The 16,182-nt window shown below is 58.8% G+C and carries 19 protein-coding genes and 1 tRNA gene; 9 read left to right on the top strand and 11 right to left on the bottom strand.

What is annotated here, in order from left to right:
• Positions 1–4: 4 nt before the first annotated feature.
• The 6 genes from ABFB52_RS02610 to ABFB52_RS02585 all read left to right on the top strand — a co-directional run bounded on the left by ABFB52_RS02610 (position 5) and on the right by ABFB52_RS02585 (position 4,742).
• Entirely contained in the window at positions 5–754 is a 750-nt protein-coding gene (locus ABFB52_RS02610; protein WP_039764659.1) for an ABC transporter substrate-binding protein, read from the top strand.
• Between the two features lie 78 nt (positions 755–832).
• Entirely contained in the window at positions 833–1,528 is a 696-nt protein-coding gene (locus tag ABFB52_RS02605) for an ABC transporter permease (protein ID WP_085746367.1), read from the top strand.
• Positions 1,525–2,214 carry an ABC transporter permease gene (locus ABFB52_RS02600; protein WP_007952568.1) on the top strand — a complete coding sequence of 230 codons (690 nt, stop codon included), beginning with the start codon at positions 1,525–1,527 and terminating at the stop codon, positions 2,212–2,214. Before ABFB52_RS02605 ends, ABFB52_RS02600 begins: the two co-directional genes overlap by 4 nt.
• Entirely contained in the window at positions 2,195–3,430 is a 1,236-nt protein-coding gene (locus tag ABFB52_RS02595; protein WP_129973493.1) for a methyltransferase, read from the top strand. The genes ABFB52_RS02600 and ABFB52_RS02595 overlap by 20 nt, the downstream gene beginning before the upstream one ends.
• A gap of 344 nt (positions 3,431–3,774) precedes the next feature.
• On the top strand, positions 3,775–4,590 hold the full coding sequence (locus ABFB52_RS02590; protein WP_102717649.1) for an FkbM family methyltransferase: 816 nt from the start codon (positions 3,775–3,777) through the stop codon (positions 4,588–4,590).
• 76 nt (positions 4,591–4,666) lie between these two features.
• Positions 4,667–4,742, top strand: a tRNA-Thr gene (locus tag ABFB52_RS02585).
• A 115-nt stretch (positions 4,743–4,857) separates the two neighbouring features.
• Here the strand turns inward: ABFB52_RS02585 and ABFB52_RS02580 are convergent.
• Together ABFB52_RS02580 and ABFB52_RS02575 are read right to left on the bottom strand one after the other, a co-directional pair.
• Positions 4,858–5,283: a type II toxin-antitoxin system HicB family antitoxin gene (locus ABFB52_RS02580; protein ID WP_102717644.1), complete on the bottom strand. Its 426-nt coding sequence runs from the start codon at positions 5,281–5,283 to the stop codon at positions 4,858–4,860.
• Between the two features lie 31 nt (positions 5,284–5,314).
• Complete coding sequence (locus ABFB52_RS02575) at positions 5,315–5,497, bottom strand: type II toxin-antitoxin system HicA family toxin (protein WP_102687894.1); 183 nt, start codon at positions 5,495–5,497, stop codon at positions 5,315–5,317.
• Between the two features lie 457 nt (positions 5,498–5,954).
• Between ABFB52_RS02575 and ABFB52_RS02570 the strand changes: the two genes are divergently transcribed.
• A complete protein-coding gene (locus tag ABFB52_RS02570) occupies positions 5,955–6,221 on the top strand; it encodes a DUF3077 domain-containing protein (RefSeq protein ID WP_129973494.1) in 267 nt (88 codons plus the stop codon).
• A 58-nt stretch (positions 6,222–6,279) separates the two neighbouring features.
• Here ABFB52_RS02570 and ABFB52_RS02565 read toward each other — a convergent pair whose 3' ends face one another.
• The 3 genes from ABFB52_RS02565 to ABFB52_RS02555 are packed head-to-tail and all read right to left on the bottom strand — an operon-like array spanning position 6,280 to position 7,883.
• On the bottom strand, positions 6,280–6,990 hold the full coding sequence (locus ABFB52_RS02565; RefSeq protein WP_129973495.1) for an SDR family NAD(P)-dependent oxidoreductase: 711 nt from the start codon (positions 6,988–6,990) through the stop codon (positions 6,280–6,282).
• A gap of 33 nt (positions 6,991–7,023) precedes the next feature.
• A complete protein-coding gene (locus ABFB52_RS02560) occupies positions 7,024–7,668 on the bottom strand; it encodes a DsbA family oxidoreductase (protein ID WP_085746363.1) in 645 nt (214 codons plus the stop codon).
• Positions 7,665–7,883, bottom strand: a complete 219-nt coding sequence (locus ABFB52_RS02555) for a 4-oxalocrotonate tautomerase family protein (RefSeq protein WP_007952610.1) — start codon at positions 7,881–7,883, stop codon at positions 7,665–7,667. Before ABFB52_RS02555 ends, ABFB52_RS02560 begins: the two co-directional genes overlap by 4 nt.
• Before the next feature lie 379 nt (positions 7,884–8,262).
• Between ABFB52_RS02555 and ABFB52_RS02550 the strand changes: the two genes are divergently transcribed.
• Positions 8,263–9,189 (top strand): LysR family transcriptional regulator, encoded by a 927-nt coding sequence (locus ABFB52_RS02550; protein ID WP_085647967.1) that lies wholly within the window; start codon positions 8,263–8,265, stop codon positions 9,187–9,189.
• On the opposite strand, the gene ABFB52_RS02545 is transcribed toward ABFB52_RS02550, so the two are convergent.
• The 6 genes from ABFB52_RS02545 to ABFB52_RS02520 form a co-directional block, all read right to left on the bottom strand.
• Positions 9,106–9,423, bottom strand: a complete 318-nt coding sequence (locus tag ABFB52_RS02545) for an AzlD domain-containing protein (protein ID WP_007952614.1) — start codon at positions 9,421–9,423, stop codon at positions 9,106–9,108. The genes ABFB52_RS02550 and ABFB52_RS02545 overlap by 84 nt on opposite strands.
• Positions 9,402–10,118 carry an AzlC family ABC transporter permease gene (locus ABFB52_RS02540; RefSeq protein WP_129973496.1) on the bottom strand — a complete coding sequence of 239 codons (717 nt, stop codon included), beginning with the start codon at positions 10,116–10,118 and terminating at the stop codon, positions 9,402–9,404. The genes ABFB52_RS02545 and ABFB52_RS02540 overlap by 22 nt, the downstream gene beginning before the upstream one ends.
• Positions 10,115–10,492 carry a GNAT family N-acetyltransferase gene (locus ABFB52_RS02535; protein ID WP_007952618.1) on the bottom strand — a complete coding sequence of 126 codons (378 nt, stop codon included), beginning with the start codon at positions 10,490–10,492 and terminating at the stop codon, positions 10,115–10,117. Before ABFB52_RS02535 ends, ABFB52_RS02540 begins: the two co-directional genes overlap by 4 nt.
• A gap of 79 nt (positions 10,493–10,571) precedes the next feature.
• Complete coding sequence (locus ABFB52_RS02530) at positions 10,572–11,318, bottom strand: 2OG-Fe dioxygenase family protein (protein ID WP_102687849.1); 747 nt, start codon at positions 11,316–11,318, stop codon at positions 10,572–10,574.
• Between the two features lie 233 nt (positions 11,319–11,551).
• Positions 11,552–12,856: an OprD family porin gene (locus tag ABFB52_RS02525; RefSeq protein ID WP_085746362.1), complete on the bottom strand. Its 1,305-nt coding sequence runs from the start codon at positions 12,854–12,856 to the stop codon at positions 11,552–11,554.
• Between the two features lie 299 nt (positions 12,857–13,155).
• On the bottom strand, positions 13,156–13,824 hold the full coding sequence (locus ABFB52_RS02520; RefSeq protein WP_085746361.1) for a DsbA family protein: 669 nt from the start codon (positions 13,822–13,824) through the stop codon (positions 13,156–13,158).
• Between the two features lie 255 nt (positions 13,825–14,079).
• Between ABFB52_RS02520 and ABFB52_RS02515 the strand changes: the two genes are divergently transcribed.
• A complete protein-coding gene (locus ABFB52_RS02515; protein ID WP_129973497.1) occupies positions 14,080–16,170 on the top strand; it encodes a TonB-dependent siderophore receptor in 2,091 nt (696 codons plus the stop codon).
• Positions 16,171–16,182 lie beyond the last annotated feature (12 nt).

Raw genomic sequence — 16,182 nt, 5'->3', positions numbered from 1 at the left:
CCGCATGCAGAACTACAAAAAGGTCTTCCTGGCCGCCGCCGTCACCCTCGCGTTCAGCGCCGGTGCAATGGCCGAGACCCTGAAGATGGGCATCGAAGCGGCTTACCCGCCGTTCAACAACAAAGATGCCAGCGGCAACGTCGTCGGCTTCGACAAAGACATCGGCGACGCCCTGTGCGCCAAGATGAAAGTTGAATGCTCCGTGGTCACCTCCGACTGGGACGGCATCATCCCGGCCCTGAACGCCAAGAAGTTCGACTTCCTGATCTCCTCGATGTCGATCACCGACGAGCGCAAGCAAGCGGTGGACTTCACCGACCCGTACTACTCCAACAAGCTGCAATTCATCGCGCCGAAAAACGTCGACTTCAAAACCGACAAGGCTGCGCTGAAAGGCAAGGTGATCGGCGCCCAGCGCGCGACCCTGGCCGGCACCTTCCTGGAAGACAACTTCGGTGACGACATCACCGTCAAGCTGTACGACACCCAGGAAAATGCCTACCTCGACCTGACTTCCGGTCGCCTGGACGGCATCCTCGCCGACAAATACGTCAACTACGAGTGGCTGAAAAGCGACGCCGGTAAAGCCTACGAATTCAAAGGCGACCCGGTGGAAGAAAGCGACAAGATCGGTATCGCTGTACGTAAAGGCGACCCGATCCGCGAGAAGCTGAATGCCGCGCTGAAGGAAATCGTTGCCGACGGCACCTACAAGAAGATCAACGACAAGTACTTCCCGTTCAGCATCTACTGATCCTGACCTGCCGGATCGGCGCCGTTACATGACGACGCCGATCCCCGGCCTTGCCTGCCGCGATTTGAAAAGAAATCCATGATTATCGACCTCTACGGATTCGGCCCGGCGCTCTTCGCCGGCGCGCTGATGACCGTCAAACTGGCACTCTCGGCCCTGTGCCTGGGGCTGGTGCTCGGTCTGCTCGGCGCCTTGGCCAAGACTTCCCCGTACAAGCCGCTGCAATGGCTTGGCGGAACCTATTCGACCCTGGTGCGTGGCGTCCCGGAATTGCTCTGGGTGCTGTTGATCTACTTCGGTACGGTCAACGCGATGCGCGCGTTCGGTGAATTCCTCGGCAACCCCGAACTGGAACTCAGCGCCTTCGCCGCCGGCGTCATCGCGCTGGGCCTGTGCTTCGGCGCCTACGCCACAGAAGTGTTTCGTGGCGCGATCCTCGCCATTCCCAAAGGCCACCGTGAGGCCGGCGTGGCCCTGGGCCTGTCGAAATGGCGGATCTTCACCCGGCTGATCATGCCGCAAATGTGGCGCATCGCCCTGCCCGGCCTGGGCAACCTGTTCATGATCCTGATGAAAGATACCGCACTGGTGTCGGTCATCGGTCTGGAAGAAATCATGCGCCACGCGCAGATCGGCGTGACCGTGTCCAAGCAGCCATTCACCTTCTATATGGTGGCGGCGCTCATGTACCTGTGCCTGACCGTGCTGGCGATGATCGGCATGCACCTGCTGGAAAAACGCGCCGCACGCGGCTTCGCGAGGAGCGCTCAATGAATTGGGAAGTCATCATCAAGTGGCTGCCGAAACTGGCCCAGGGCGCGACGCTGACCCTGGAGCTGGTGGCCATCGCTGTGATCGCCGGTTTGCTGCTGGCGATTCCGCTGGGCATCGCCCGTTCTTCGAAGCTGTGGTACGTGCGCGCTTTGCCCTACGCCTACATCTTCTTTTTCCGTGGCACGCCGTTGCTGGTTCAACTGTTCCTGGTCTATTACGGCCTTGCGCAGTTCGATGCGGTGCGTAACAGCTCGATGTGGCCGTACCTGCGCGATCCGTTCTGGTGTGCCACCGCGACCATGACCCTGCACACGGCGGCATACATCGCCGAGATCCTGCGCGGCGCGATCCAGGCGATTCCGCCGGGCGAGATCGAAGCGGCGCGGGCATTGGGCATGTCCCGGCCGAAAGCGCTGTTCTACATAATCCTGCCGCGTGCCGCGCGCATTGGCCTGCCGGCCTACAGCAACGAAGTGATCCTGATGCTCAAGGCCAGCGCCCTGGCCAGCACCGTGACTTTGCTGGAGCTGACCGGCATGGCCCGCACGATCATTGCCCGCACTTACTTGCCGGTGGAGATCTTCTTCGCTGCCGGCGTGTTCTATCTGGTGATGGCTTACGTGCTGGTTCGCGGCTTCAAGCTGCTGGAACGCTGGCTGCGCGTCGATGCGTGCCAGGGACGCTGATTCTTCTGACGTGTTGACGGGCGAGGCCCTGCTCGCCCGTTTCACGGCACTGGATACATTTCTCACATCGCATCAGGCGCTGTGGAAGCCTCGCCCGTTCACTCATCTGCAACTGCCTTGGGAAGCGTCCTACCCGGAACTCGCCTCGTGGCTACGCGGACGTTCGCTGGAAGATGCGGAAAACGCCCATAACCACCCTGCCGATCTTTCGGAAGCGCCGGAGCCCTTTGCTTCATTGGCGGCGTTGTCGCTTGAACTGAGTGCGGTGGGTGAGTTGCCTGCGCATTCGCTGGAAGCCGCCGGGCATCGTCTGAATGTCGATGTGCCGGGGCGCAAATGGCAGCAGATCGAAGCCTTCGCCAGCCGCTTGTCGTTTCCTACGCAACCGAAGCACTGGCTGGATTGGTGTTCGGGCAAAGGCCACTTGGGCCGGCGCCTGCTCGGCGCTGATCAGCAACTCACCTGTCTGGAATACGATCCGGCGCTGGTTGCCAGCGGTCAGGCGCTGAGTCAGCGCCATCACCTGCATGCGCTGCATGTCGAGCAGGATGTGCTCGCGGCGAACACCGCTTTATTGCTGAACGCCGAACACACGCCTGTTGCCCTGCATGCTTGCGGCGATCTGCATGTTCGATTGATGCAACTGGCCTCCGCCGCTGGCTGCCGACAATTGGCGATCGCCCCGTGCTGCTACAACCGGATCAGTCGCACTGAATATCAGGCGTTGTCCTCCGCAGGTTCGCGATCAGACCTACAGCTCTCGCTGGAAGATCTTTCACTGCCAATGAGCGAGACCGTCACCGCCGGTGTCCGCGTCCGACGTCAGCGTGACACTTCCATGGCCCGCAGGCTCGCTTTCGATAAGTTGCAACGGCAAGTGCGTGGCGTCGACGAATACCTGCCGACGCCGTCCCTGCCGAGCGCCTGGCTGGACAAACCGTTCGCCGATTACTGCTGCGATCTGGCAGCACTCAAAGAGTTATCCACAATTGGCTCGCCAGATTGGGTAGCACTGGAAGCCGCCGGTTGGCAGCGATTGGCCGAAGTTCGCAACCTGGAACTGCTCCGCGGACTGTTCCGGCGGCCGCTGGAGCTTTGGCTGAATCTTGATCGGGCACTTTTCCTCAGCGAACAGGGCTATGTCGTACGTCTCGGCACCTTCTGCGAAGCGCCGCTCACACCGCGCAATTTCCTGTTGCTGGCAGAGCGCGTTTAAGCTTCCACAGCCTGTGGATAACTCTGTTGATGGAATTATCGTGGATCCAATATCCACGGCTGTTTCAGGCCACTAACAGTGCTGGTCATTTTTTGTTCATATAGATAAAAAACCGGCAAAACAGGGATTTGCGACCCAAATGAGAACCCGTCCACAAAATCTCCTCTAAGCCCGTCCTCTTCAAAGCCTGTTGTGCATAAGCCCTCGAGCAAAAGGACATAACCGCCGAATCGCGGACGCCGGCAACGGGCAATTGCGCCTGCCATCCGCCCTTGCTATACAGACCTACGCCGTGCAGGTAGCGCGCGCCCGAACAAGAAAAATCTGACCGACAGGAATCGACCGTGACGTTCATTTCTTACGCACAGAATTTCGAGGACGTTCGCCTTTGGCGCGCCCTTCAGTATTTTGAAAACGGTTTTTATATCGATGTCGGCGCCAATGACCCTATCCACGATTCGGTCACCAAAGCTTTTTATGATCGCGGCTGGCAGGGCATCAACGTCGAACCGATGCAGAACTACCACGACGCACTTCGCCAGCATCGCCCCCGCGACACCACGCTGCAATGCGTGGCCAGCGACCACCCGGGCGAACTGACTTTCTACGGCATTGCCGACACCGGCCTGTCCACCGCTGACCCAATCGTTGCGCAAGAACGCAAAAACCTCGGCATGGACGTGCAAAGCTTCACTGTCAACGCACGCACACTGACCTCGATCTGCGAAGAACACGCCGCCGAGCGGCCGATCCACTTCCTGAAAATCGACGTCGAAGGCCACGAAGAAACCGTCCTGCGCGGCATGGACTTCCGTCGCTTCCGCCCCTGGATCATCCTCATCGAAACCCCATGGGAGCGCGACCACACCTGGGAACACCTGGTGACCGACGCCGGCTACACCAACGTCCTGTTCGACGGCCTCAACAGCTTCTTCCTGGCCAACGAACACATCAACCTCAAACCCGCGTTCGACCTGCCACCGTGCAACCTCGACAACTTCCAGCTGTGCAAAGGCCACAACCTCGCCCACCCGGTAAACCCGGCCCTGGAAACCGCCCTGCAACGCGCCGAACAGGCCGAAGCCCAACTGCGCGCCATGCAAAACAGCCGCGCCTGGCGCGCTGTACAAAAACTGCGCAACGTCCTGCGCCGGGCGTGAATCGCAGAGGGCGCAAAAATAGTCTGAATTCAGGGGTTTACAGAAGCACCCGAGTCGCTATAATCGTCGCCCACACGCCGGTATAGCTCAGATGGTAGAGCAACTGACTTGTAATCAGTAGGTCCCGGGTTCGATTCCTGGTGCCGGCACCATACAAAACGAAGCCCTTGCAGAAATGCAGGGGCTTTGTTGTTTCTGGAGGGTGTGTTTTCCACTCCAAATGAAAAGCCCCCGACAGCCATCACTATCGGGGGCTTTTCTTCAACCTTACGCAGCCTCAACCGAAAGCAAAATCCGGCGCCCAAGCTGCTGCAATGCACGCTCGACATTCTCTATCTTGGAGTGGTGCAGGAAATCAACTAACCGATCTACCTGGGGTCGTTGCACACCCAAGCGTCGTGCCAGTTCAGCTTTGCTTATCCCAGACTCCAAAAGCGTATTCCAGAGCCCAACCTTTGCCGCAGTCAGTATAGGCAGACGCAATACCGCGTCACCTTCCTGCTCCCCCGCATCACCTGTCGGAATCAACCGGCGATCATCAACGTAAATCGACAATGCCGTTTCCATCGCATCAATGGCGCCGTCGAGTGCTTCCTCGAGGGTGTCGCCAGCGGCGTGCATCTCTGGAATTTCTGCGCAGGACAACCAGACACTACTCGGCTCCTCGTGGACTTCCAACGCATATTCGAACATCACGTTTCCTCTCATGGGGTACAGCTGGGCCTCAATCCTTGAGGCCCAGCTGTTTGATTATCGATTTTCTCAACCCTTCGCCCATTTCCTTGGCTCCGTGGTCGGGAAAGACAGTTGATTTGCCATTCAAGGAAACCTTGAAATGACTGCCCTTGCCGGCTTGGAACTCGACGCCTTGGGCTTTCAACCATCGCCGAAACTCGCTGTACTTCATGTGCATCACTCGCTGTTTCGGTAGAGCGAATGTGCAACATATCTGTTACGCATGCAACATAACTGTTGCACCGCACATCCGGAACATCGCCAGCCTCCGCCACCACCTGGCCACGATTGCGCCCAACCCTCCCCCACGCTACCGTCAATCCCGTCGCTGCCAATTCAGCGACCGGGCCTGATAACCCGCGTAAGATGCAGGCGCACCAGCGCCCCAACCCACGTTTGTCGGCGCTTTTTCATGCCTGCAATTCCGTGTAATGGCGGCTGTGCGTGGGAGACCTTCGGGTCTGCCGGGTTCCTGTATCTCCGGTTTATCAGCCTGCGCATAGCTGCCACCCCATTCGCCTGATAACGAATTGGCAGCCCTCATTTGATACAGGGAGTTTCACAAATGATTAGCATCGATCCATCCAAAGTCTGCCCTTTCCACCTCCCAACAAACGGTAGGTGAAGCCATGACCCATCCCCACGATCTGACAACCCTCGGTCTTACCCATTTCTCCTTCCAGTCCAACCACGCACTCTTCCGCACCAACTCAGGCGTCCCGGTCGTTACCGCCCTCTCCCACGCATCCCACCTGCTGCACATTTCCAAACTGCTCACATCAGATACTTCTGCCGCCAACGATCCAGAACTCCACGCCTGCGCCTCGCAATATTTGCAGGAGTTGAGCAAGGCGCTGGTCGATGACGCGGTCAAAGTGTTGAGTCCAGATCCATAAATCGTCGCCCATAAAAAAGCCCTCGCATCGCGGCGAGGGCTTTGTGTTACCGCATCAATCAGTGCCCAGCGCTTTGCCCGCCGTCCACGTGCAGAATCTCGCCGGTCACAAAGTTCGCGTTATCGAGATACACCACCGCCTGCGCGATATCCTCGATCTCGCCCATGTGCCCGACCGGATGCAGCGCACCCAGCGCCGCGTGGGTTTCTTCGCCGTGCATCGGCGTTTTGATGATGCCAGGCGACACCGCGTTCACCCGGATCCCGCGTTTGGCGTATTCGATGGCCAGAGATTTGGTGGCGGCGTTGAGGCCGCCCTTGGTCAGGGAAGCGAGGACCGAGGGCACACCGTCTACCGCGTGGTCGGTCAGGCTGGTGGTGATGTTGACCACGTGACCCTTGCCCTGTTTTTCCATCTCGGCGATGGCCAGTTGGGTGATGTAGAAGAAGCCGTTGAGGTTGACCGACAGCACCGCTGCGTAGTCTTCCGGGGTGTAGGCGGTGAACGGTTTGGCGACGAAGATGCCGGCGTTGTTGACCAGGGTGTCGATGCGGCCGAAGCGTGCCACGCCTTCGCTGATCACGCGTTGAGCAGTGGCCGGGTCGCCGATGTCGCCGGCGATGGTCAGGATTTGCGGGTCGTTCGACGGTTTGATCGAGCGCGAGGTGGCGACGATGTTGTAGCCCAGCTCACGGAAGGCTTTGACCATGCCTTCGCCCAGACCTTGGGAAGCACCAGTGATAACGACAGTTTTTTTCGAATTGCTCATGATGAAATCCTCAATCAATAAGTAGGCGTTGAATCAGGCGCTAGCCAGTTGTTTCAGCATTTGTTCGTAGTACTCGACCGATTGCGAACCGGAGACGAGGTGCTTGCCGTTCAGGATCAGCGCGGGCACCGAGTTGATTCCGTGCTGCCGGTAAAACGCCTGCAGTTGCCGTACTTCGCTGGCGAATTCGTCGTTGACCAGCACCTTGCGGGCCCTCGCTGCATCCAGTCCCGCTTCGGTCGCCAGACGGATCAGCGTCGGGTGATCGTTGGGGTTGTCGCCGTCGCGGAAGTAAGCGCGCAGCAGGATCTTTTTCAGCGCGATCTGCCGCCCTTCCTGCGCCGCCCACATCAGCAATCGATGAGCATCGAAGGTGTTGTGAAAGTGCGTGCGTTTCTCCAGGTCGAACTCGAAACCGATGGCTTTGCCGCGTTCGATCTGCATCTTCTTGCCGGCGGCGACGTCTTCGGCGGTGCGGCCGTATTTGCGCATCAGGTGCTGCACGGCCGGTTCGCCTTCGGCGGGCATGTCCGGGTTGAGTTCGAAGGGCTTGTAGGTCAGCTCCACCGAAACCTCGCCGGCCAGATTGCCGATCGCCTGCTCCAGCGCTGTCGCCCCGAGTGCGCACCAGGGGCACACCACGTCGGAGACGAAATCGATGGTCACGGTCGGGGTCATGACTGGCCCCGTTCCGCCAGCTGTCGGCGGTACTCGGTGGTGGTGATGCCGGCGTAGCCCCAGTTATCGGTGTCGACTTCTTCGATCACGATGTGGGTCAGGTCCGGGCGTTTGTTGAGGACGCGTTCCAGGGTTTCAGTGATTTCGGCGATCACCTGAGCTTTCTGCTCACGGGTAACGCCGTCGCGGGTGATACGTACGCTGACAAATGGCATGACGACTACTCCAGTGACCTGCCCTCGGGATGATGGTCAGGTGTTGGAGCTCAATTTAGGCGTGTGCCGGGAGGGGAAAAAGTAGGGGTGGGGTACTTCATTTGTGAAGTGGTGTAATGAATAGCCTGTAAAAATCGCGCCAAAATTCCTTTGGAAAAACCCGAAGACGCACCCAAACCGTGCACTTTTTTTGACCCCAATCACCCCCACGTCACCAAAAACCCCGATCCTGTGTCAGCCTCCAGCCATCGGCAGGGACATCAATTCGCTACTAATTGCGCGACAACTATGCTCAGGTGCAGGAATATAGCCAGCAAATGGCGCCGTTCAGGTCGTCACGTACACAACAATACCCAGCCCACTTCAGAGGGCATTACCCATGGATAGCAGAACCTTACGCAACCTCATGCGCATCGTGCAGACCGGCTCGTTGTCGGCCGCAGCCGAGCATTCGTGCCTGACCGTGCAGGCCCTGGCCGCACAGTTGAACAAGGTCGAAGAGCAGTTCGGTTTCCGCTTGTTTAGACGATCCAACAAGGGGCTGACGCTGACGCCGCAAGGCACCGAGCTGACGCCTTATATGGACAGAGTGCTGATTGCCACGCGGCAGATGGAAGAGAAAGTCGAAGCATTGAAGGTGCCGGGACAACGCACATTGAAAGTGGCGTTGAACACCACGCTGGACCCGGATTTCAACCGACGATTGATCGGGCGCCTGATCGAGGTGTTTCCCGATTACCAGATGGAATTCAGCTACGCCGAGTCGATGGAAAACCTCAGCAAGCTGAAGAACGAGGACTTCGACCTTGCGGTGTTGATCGGCCCGCAGCGTCCGGGTCTGCCGAGCATTGTCCTGCCTGAAGTGCAGGTGCAGGTGGTCGGCGCGCACTGTGGTCAGGAGAACGATCCGCTGACGTTGCTCGGCAACAAGTTTCAGGTGCGTCCCGCAGAAGATTGTCCGTATTCCCACAGCTTTTTGCGTTTTCTCGACGCAGGGCTGGGCAATCACGAGAACAGTCAGCGGACGATCTACTCCTGCAGCGAAACGCTGACTTTGTCGCTCATCACCCAGATGGACGCGGTCGGCATGGTCTCCCGCGAGGCCGCGCAGAAAAACGGCCTGACGATTTTCCCCGGGTTCGAGGATTTCCTCGAAGTGCGCCTGGCGGTGAACAACCCGGATCTGTCCGGCCAGGCGTTGAACGACGTGGTCGATCTGCCGCTACATGAACGAGCCGAGCGCAATGTACGCAGCCGTCCCAACCGCCACACTGAGAAAGAGGTTTTTGCTGAAATACGCACATAACAGCGTCGGAATCGCTGCATAGAATTCCGGGCGATCGAGCTGTATGTGCTGATCCTTGATCAACAAGGGTGTCAGGCTGATCGCAGCGACGATCGCCACCGGCAGGTATTCCAGCGCCCGCGCGACGAAGGGCGGCCAGTGCTCGGTGTTGACCTGCAGCGGCAAGGCCCGTGGCAGGAAGGTCACGGCCATCATCAGAGCGACCACCAGAATCAGGAACGTTTGGTCAGGCATACACCCACTCCGCAGCCCACAAACGTGGCGATGAAAACGTTGAACGGCGAGCTGCCCACCAGACTCAGTACGCCCATGCAGACGACTGCGGCCATCGCGGCGATGAGTTTGTTGCGGGTGTTGCACAGCGAGACCAGCACGTAGAGCATCATCGCGGTCAGCGCGTAATCGAGCTGGTATTTGATCAGGTGCGACGCGTACTGCGCACACAGGGCCCCAAGCAATCCGCCGATCACCCAGGAGGTGTGGCAGAACAGGTTGAAGCCGATCAGATAGCGAATGTTCACCGGCGCACCAGTGCCCAGTTTGACGCTGTGGAAGGCGAACGATTCATCGGTCAGACCGCCGGCGTAGCACCAACGCTCCATGCGGCTCAGGCCCAGCGCCCGCAGGGCCTTCGCCATGTAGACCGACATCAGCATGTGCCGCGCGTTGATCAGAAACGTGGTCAGCACAATGGTGGTCAGCGACGCACCGCTGCTGATCAGCGCCAACGCCGCAAATTGCGAAGCTCCGGCATACACGAACAGACACATCGCCACCGGCAGCCACAGTGGCAACCCGGCGTTGACCGCCATCAGCCCGAACACGAATGACACGGTGAAATAACCGGCCACCACCGGGCTGGCTTCGGCAAAGGTGCGCGACGGCTGACGGTCGACCATCAGCGGCGCACTGCCGGATGTTTCATTCATAGATCCCTCTCAAATGTCCGCTCGCCGTGAGGTTCGCAAAAACCCTGGGCCGTCCAGAAACGCTTGCCCGCGAGGTTAGCATCATCGACGAACAGGAACATCCGCAGCACACCGACCCGTTTCATGTCGGCCGACGCCGCTTCCACCAGCCGCTGGCCCACGCCCTGGCTGCGATAGCGCAGGCTGACCGCCAGATGGTTGATCGTGCCACGGCTGCCGAGCATGCCGCCCAGCACCGCGCCGACGATCTCGCCTTCGACATCGAAAGCAAGATACGCCGTGGTGGTTTTCTGGATCAACACGCCGCGCAGGCATTTGGCGTCCTGCCATTCACAGAACGACACTTCGTCGAACTGGCGGAAGAAACGCTCCATGCGCTGCGCGTCCTTGGCCGTCGCGCGCCGCAGCACCACCGGCGTCGAGCATTCGACGCCGTCGATTGGGGTGATCTGATTAGCGAACAATGTCGAAAGCGGTCCCGGGCCGCGAGAAGGAAATCGCCAGGATCTGCCGGTACGCCATGGCATGGGTATGGGTGTTGCGCGCCGGGGTCACGTAGTGGCGCATGTCGCGGTCGAGGAAGTAGGTGGTGTCGAGGATTTCCTGGTAAGTGGTCGACGCCAGTTGCTGCTCGTGGATGTCGTACAGACGACTCTCCGCGCCCTCGACATTGTTGCGACCCCAGAAGTGCACGCCGCTGAACGGATAACCGTCGCAGTGAATACCTTCCGGCGTAATTTCCAGTTGTTTGCCGGGTTTGATCTCGATGCGGATCTGATGGATCTGGCATTGCCAGATTTCATCGTGCAGCTCTTCCGGCAACACGCTTTTGTACACTTCAAAATCGGTGTCGATCAGGCTGCGCATTACCGGCGAGCTGATGACTTCGTCCGAGAAGTCCTGGAAGTGCCGCACCACGCCGCCCACATAGCTGTTGTTGGCCTTGGACTGCACGTACGCGCGATGTTCCAGCTGCTTCAGTTCGCGAGTCTTGGGGTTGTACTCAAAGTCGCTGTAACGACGGTAACGCATGCCGGCTTCGGCCTGACCGTAGTAACTGTCAGGCTCCATGTTTTCCCAACTTTTGGTCAGTCTGACGAAGTCGGCGAAATGACCGTAGAGATTGAAGTCAGCACCCTGCACATTGGCGTACTTGTCGCGCCGTAGCGATTCGCCCACTTCTCTGGTTAAAACGATCATTACCAAATTCTCCGCTGCATTGAGCGGCCTAATCTATTAGGTGGAGAATTTGCGTCCATGAGAAAGAATTTCAGGCATTTAAAGCCCTGTTTGAAACGCGATTTGAAACGGCTTGAAAGTGCATTTCAAATGACAAAAACACGGGTTTTTATGCTGTTTTTTCAAAAAGCGTCAAAAAAAAACCCCGAACCAGTCGGGGTTTTTCTGTCGCGTTTCGCGGGTTCAATCGATCATCAGAAGATGTTGATCGGGTAATCCACGAACACACGCAGCTCATTGCCGCTGACGTTGTATTCGCTGGATTTCTGCGAAACACGCAGGATCGAGCTGCGCAGCTTGATGCTCAGGTCTTTGGCCGGGCCACTTTGCACGACGTACTTGAACTGGTTGAAGATCTCGCGCTCGGTGCCGCCTTCGCTGGTGGACGTGGTGATGTTGTCGCCACGCACGTACGCGAAGTTGTAGCTCAGACCCGGTACGCCGAATGCGCTGAAGTCCAGGCCGTAGCCCAACTGCCAGCTGCGCTCGTCTTCAGCGTTGAAGTCGGACCAGTAGGAGTTGGCCAGGTAGATGGTGTTGCCACCGTCCCCGACACGATGTTGATCTTTCTGGTAGCCGCCGTAGGCGTAGCCCAGGTTACTGTCGCCGGTGGAACGCTGGTGCGCCACGGTGAACGAGTGCGGACCAGTGGCGAAGGTTGCTGCCAGGCTCCAGATTTTGTTGTCGTCACCAGTGACGATACTTTTACCCGGTACAGTGTTCTCGCGGATGTAGGAGTCTTCCAGCTTGGTGCGGTAGCCGTTGAAGTCCAGGGTCAGGGACTGATCCTTGTTGAACGGCAACACGTAGTTGGCGTTCACGTATTGCTTCTTCAGCACGTCTTCGACGTCGGAAGCGTACAGCGCGCCCTTGAAGTTTTCGGTGAACTGGTAGCTACCGCCCAACACGTTGATCGACTTCAGACCACCGCTGTCACGGCCTTCATCGCTCTTGCGCGATTCCGCGGTGAAACGGCCAGCATCCAGCTGCAGACCTTTGATCTCTTTGGAAGTGATCAAGGTACCGGTGTAGCTCTCTGGGAGCAGACGGGAGTTGTCGTAGTTCAGCACCGGCAGGGCCGGCATCTGGTCACCGTAGGTCAGCACGGTGTTGGAGAAACGGAATTTGACTGCCGCGCCGCCCTTGGCCAGATCGTCAGCCGGGTTGCCGTTGTTGTCTTGCTTGAAAAAGTCGATACCGCCGGCGCCGCTGCGGCCCTTGCCGCCGTCCAGACGCAGCGCGTACAGACCGAACGCGTCCACACCCACACCGACGGTGCCCTGGGTGAAACCGGACGAGAACGTACCGATGGCCGCTTGGCCCCACTCGGCTTTATCGTCGTTACCGTTTTTGTAATCACGATTGATGTAGGCATTGCGCAGCAGCACTTTGAGGCTGCTGTCTTCCACAAAACCCTTGGACTCAGCCTGGTCGTTAGCCATGGCCGAAGTGGCACTCAACATCCCCAGTGCGATCAGACTGATTCGCTTGTTCAACATTTTGTTTTCCTTATTACGGGTTGAAACGCGCTGTGTCGAACGGCTGAAACGGCGCTTATTGCACTCTTTTATTCACCCCGAAACAAAAAGACCCGCTCAAGACAATGTCATGGCGGGCCTGCTCCTAATTTTGAGTCATGGCGGTTAGCCACAGGCGTTGGGCCGAATCGTAGCCGCGCCCTCAACAATGTGTCAATTTCAAGAATCGTCTTTAAATAGGCGAAAAACGTCTAAAAAAAGTAAATTTTGCGATGGCTTCGTGCACGGAATTGCTCGCAGTCAGGGATTTTGATGCGGGATTACGCGCAACCATCGAGGCCACAGACCTGCAGGGTTTCAGTCCCTGGCGCAGGCGTAAACGACTCACTCAACCACTGGGCGAAGGCTTCTGGCTTGCCCAGCCACGGCCCGATATCAACCAGTGTGAACTGACCGTCCTGTTCCAGAGCGAAAGTTGGAAAACCCTGCCCACCCAGTTTTGCCAACAGGGCACGGCTGTTCTTTATATGTTGTTCGGTGTCGACGGACTTCACGGCGTTCAAGAACATATCGGCGTTGTAGCCCTGCTCTACCGCGTATTCCACAAGCACACTTTCGTCGGCAATTCGCCGCCCTTCGACATAGTGCGCAGTCTGCAAACGGCCAAGCAGCTCCAGGCCACGACCGTCGATTTTTTCCGCTGCCATCACAGCGGCAATCGGTGGTGCCGAATCAAACACCGCCGAGTGATCGCGCAACAGGCCTTCGAAATAAGCTTCGCCGAAGGGCTGACCGGTGTATTCGGCAATGCGTCGGTCGTGAGGCATCACGTAATTGCGCAGTTGCGGTGAAACGTTCTGGCGGTTGGCGCCGGTCATCATGCCGCCGGCGTGGGCGATCACGGGCAGCACTTGCTGGGCGGCCTGCACCAGTGGTTTGGCGCCATAGCACCAGCCGCACAGCGGGTCGTAGATGTAATGAAGAGTCATCGGAAAGCTCCGCTCAGAAGGTGGGAAAAACGATGTCGGCACATTAGTCCCTCGGTCGTTGCGGAAAAACGCCGGAATGGCTTTCAGTCTGTTTCGGCAATCGGTCAAATGCGCTTGTTGTCCGCTCCGACACAAACATGAAATAAATTGACACAATCAAACCACGGAACCTTTCAGGAATAATTAACGGGAGTAAATGCAAAGCATTACCATTCGCGCGCTCGAATTCTTCCAACCTTTCGGATGCGCTTTTCAATGCCTGCCCCGTTCCGTCTCACGCCCGTCACGCTTGGGCTTTCTGCCTTTTTGTCCTCCGGTTTCGCTTACTCCGCGACCGAGCTTCCCGCCACGTCGATCAGCGCAGAAGCGCAGGTTGATGATCCGCGCGTAAAGGTCAGCAACACCGCGACCCGCACCTCCACCCCGGTGCGTTACGTGCCCCAGGCGATCGACTCGGTCAAGACCGCCAATTTCGCCAACTACGGCACCAATGACCTGGGCGACGCCTTGAGCGGCATGCCCAACGTCAGCAGCGGCGGCGACACGCGCTTCGACAGCCTGCGCATCCGCGGCTTCGACGCCAGCAACGACTTCTATCTGGACGGCATCCGCGACGACAGCCAGTACAAGCGCGACCTGCACAACATCGAACGCGTCGAAGTGCTCAAGGGCCCGGCCGCCGTGCTGTATGGCCGTGGCAGCCAGGGCGGGATCGTCAACCGCGTCAGCAAGGCACCCGAATTCGGCCGCCGCTCGACCATCGAGGCCCAGGGTGGCAGCGAAGACCTGCGCAGCCTGTACGCCGATCTCAGCACCGACCCGAGCGACAACATCAGCCTGCGCCTGAACATGGGCAACATGGACGAAAACAGCTTCCGCGACGGCGTCAGCGGCAATCGCCAGCTGTTTGCACCGTCGATGAGTTGGCAGCTCACGCCTGACCTGAACTGGCTGGTGCAATACGAATACAGCCGCTACAACCGCACGCCGGATCGCGGCATTCCCGGGGTCGGTGGACGTCCGGCAGATGTCGGCCGGGACACGACCTACGGCAACGATCACGATTTCATCGACGACAAGACGCAGTCCCTGCGCTCGAAACTGGCCTATGAAATCAACGACAACTGGCAACTGCGCCACACACTCGGTGTGTTCAAGCTCGACAGCGATTTCGACAACACCTACCTCACCGGTTACACCCCGGCGACGCAGAAGGTCACCCGCCAGCACTGGCAGCAGGACCTGACCACCCGTAACGTGTTCAACAACGTTGAGCTGGAAGGTGGCTTCGAAACCTTCGGCCTCGATCATCGCCTGCTGACCGGCCTCGAAACCGGCAGCCAGCGCCGCGACCCGACGCTGTACAACGCCGCCACGTCCGGGCGCGGCAGTTCCGCCGTGCCGTCGCTGGATCTGTACAACCCCAACCGCGACCTGCGCCACACCGGGCGCATGCAGGTGTCGAGCAGCAGCCACACCGAAGTCGAAAGCCGCGCGGTCTATGTTCAGGATCAACTGCGCCTGAACGATCAATGGCAATTGCTGGCCGGCCTGCGCTACGACACCTTCGATATCGAGTCGACCAACAAGCTGCGCAACATCTCCGAAGACCGTGACAGCCACAGTACCAGCCCGCGTTTCGGCGTGGTCTGGACGCCGCTGCAGAATCATTCGTTCTACGCCTCGTGGACCAAGACTTTCTCGCCGGTAGGCGGTGGTCTGATCGGTATCACCCCGGGCGCGGCCGGTAACACCAATGACCTGAGCCCGGAGCTGACCAAGCAGAAAGAGATCGGCGTGAAAAGCGACTGGCTCGACGATCGCCTGAGCACCACCCTAGCCGTTTATGAGCTGGAACTTTACAACCGTCGCACCACCGATCCGAACGACCCGACCCTGACCGTGCTCAGCGGCCTGCAACGTTCGCGCGGGATCGAGCTGACCGGTACCGGCAAGATCGTCGGCAACTGGTATGTGCGCGGTGGTGTCGGCGTGCAGGACGCGACCATCGAGAAGGACAACAACGGCCTGGAAGGCAAACGCGTGAACAACGTGGCCAAGCGCAACGGCAGTCTGTTCCTGACCTGGAAACCGGAAATGGGCTGGTACGCCGAAACCGGCCTGACCCTGGTCGGCCAGCGTTACGCCGACAACGCCAACACCACCGTGCTGCCGGGGTATGGCCGTTGGGACGCACTGGTCGGCTACCGCCACAAGGACTGGGACCTGCGCGGGGCCCTGAACAATATCACCGACCGCGAGTATTACTCGTCGGCCACCAGCGCGTTCCAGATCCAGCCGGGCGCACCGCGAAGCCTGGTAGTCACCGGCACCTACAGCTTCTGATTCGCGCCCATA

The sequence above is a fragment of the Pseudomonas sp. 9.2(2024) genome, assembly GCF_039695385.1.
In the GTDB taxonomy this organism is placed as follows: domain Bacteria; phylum Pseudomonadota; class Gammaproteobacteria; order Pseudomonadales; family Pseudomonadaceae; genus Aquipseudomonas; species Aquipseudomonas paraglycinae.
The sequence above is the reverse complement of the archived record's forward strand: the minus strand, read 5'-3'. Positions and strand labels throughout refer to the sequence as shown.

Excerpts from the sequence above, each read along its gene's own strand:
- ABFB52_RS02530 (WP_102687849.1), bottom strand. The coding sequence starts at position 11,318 with ATGATCGTTTTAACCAGAGAAGTGGGCGAATCGCTACGGCGCGACAAG.
- ABFB52_RS02525 (WP_085746362.1), bottom strand. The coding sequence starts at position 12,856 with ATGTTGAACAAGCGAATCAGTCTGATCGCACTGGGGATGTTGAGTGCC.
- ABFB52_RS02515 (WP_129973497.1), top strand. The coding sequence starts at position 14,080 with ATGCCTGCCCCGTTCCGTCTCACGCCCGTCACGCTTGGGCTTTCTGCC.
- ABFB52_RS02570 (WP_129973494.1), top strand. The coding sequence starts at position 5,955 with ATGACCCATCCCCACGATCTGACAACCCTCGGTCTTACCCATTTCTCC.
- ABFB52_RS02535 (WP_007952618.1), bottom strand. The coding sequence starts at position 10,492 with ATGGAGCGTTTCTTCCGCCAGTTCGACGAAGTGTCGTTCTGTGAATGG.
- ABFB52_RS02610 (WP_039764659.1), top strand. The coding sequence starts at position 5 with ATGCAGAACTACAAAAAGGTCTTCCTGGCCGCCGCCGTCACCCTCGCG.
- ABFB52_RS02600 (WP_007952568.1), top strand. The coding sequence starts at position 1,525 with ATGAATTGGGAAGTCATCATCAAGTGGCTGCCGAAACTGGCCCAGGGC.
- ABFB52_RS02545 (WP_007952614.1), bottom strand. The coding sequence starts at position 9,423 with ATGCCTGACCAAACGTTCCTGATTCTGGTGGTCGCTCTGATGATGGCC.
- ABFB52_RS02580 (WP_102717644.1), bottom strand. The coding sequence starts at position 5,283 with ATGTTCGAATATGCGTTGGAAGTCCACGAGGAGCCGAGTAGTGTCTGG.
- ABFB52_RS02605 (WP_085746367.1), top strand. The coding sequence starts at position 833 with ATGATTATCGACCTCTACGGATTCGGCCCGGCGCTCTTCGCCGGCGCG.
- ABFB52_RS02540 (WP_129973496.1), bottom strand. The coding sequence starts at position 10,118 with ATGAATGAAACATCCGGCAGTGCGCCGCTGATGGTCGACCGTCAGCCG.
- ABFB52_RS02560 (WP_085746363.1), bottom strand. The coding sequence starts at position 7,668 with ATGACCCCGACCGTGACCATCGATTTCGTCTCCGACGTGGTGTGCCCC.
- ABFB52_RS02555 (WP_007952610.1), bottom strand. The coding sequence starts at position 7,883 with ATGCCATTTGTCAGCGTACGTATCACCCGCGACGGCGTTACCCGTGAG.
- ABFB52_RS02565 (WP_129973495.1), bottom strand. The coding sequence starts at position 6,990 with ATGAGCAATTCGAAAAAAACTGTCGTTATCACTGGTGCTTCCCAAGGT.
- ABFB52_RS02575 (WP_102687894.1), bottom strand. The coding sequence starts at position 5,497 with ATGAAGTACAGCGAGTTTCGGCGATGGTTGAAAGCCCAAGGCGTCGAG.
- ABFB52_RS02550 (WP_085647967.1), top strand. The coding sequence starts at position 8,263 with ATGGATAGCAGAACCTTACGCAACCTCATGCGCATCGTGCAGACCGGC.
- ABFB52_RS02520 (WP_085746361.1), bottom strand. The coding sequence starts at position 13,824 with ATGACTCTTCATTACATCTACGACCCGCTGTGCGGCTGGTGCTATGGC.
- ABFB52_RS02595 (WP_129973493.1), top strand. The coding sequence starts at position 2,195 with ATGCGTGCCAGGGACGCTGATTCTTCTGACGTGTTGACGGGCGAGGCC.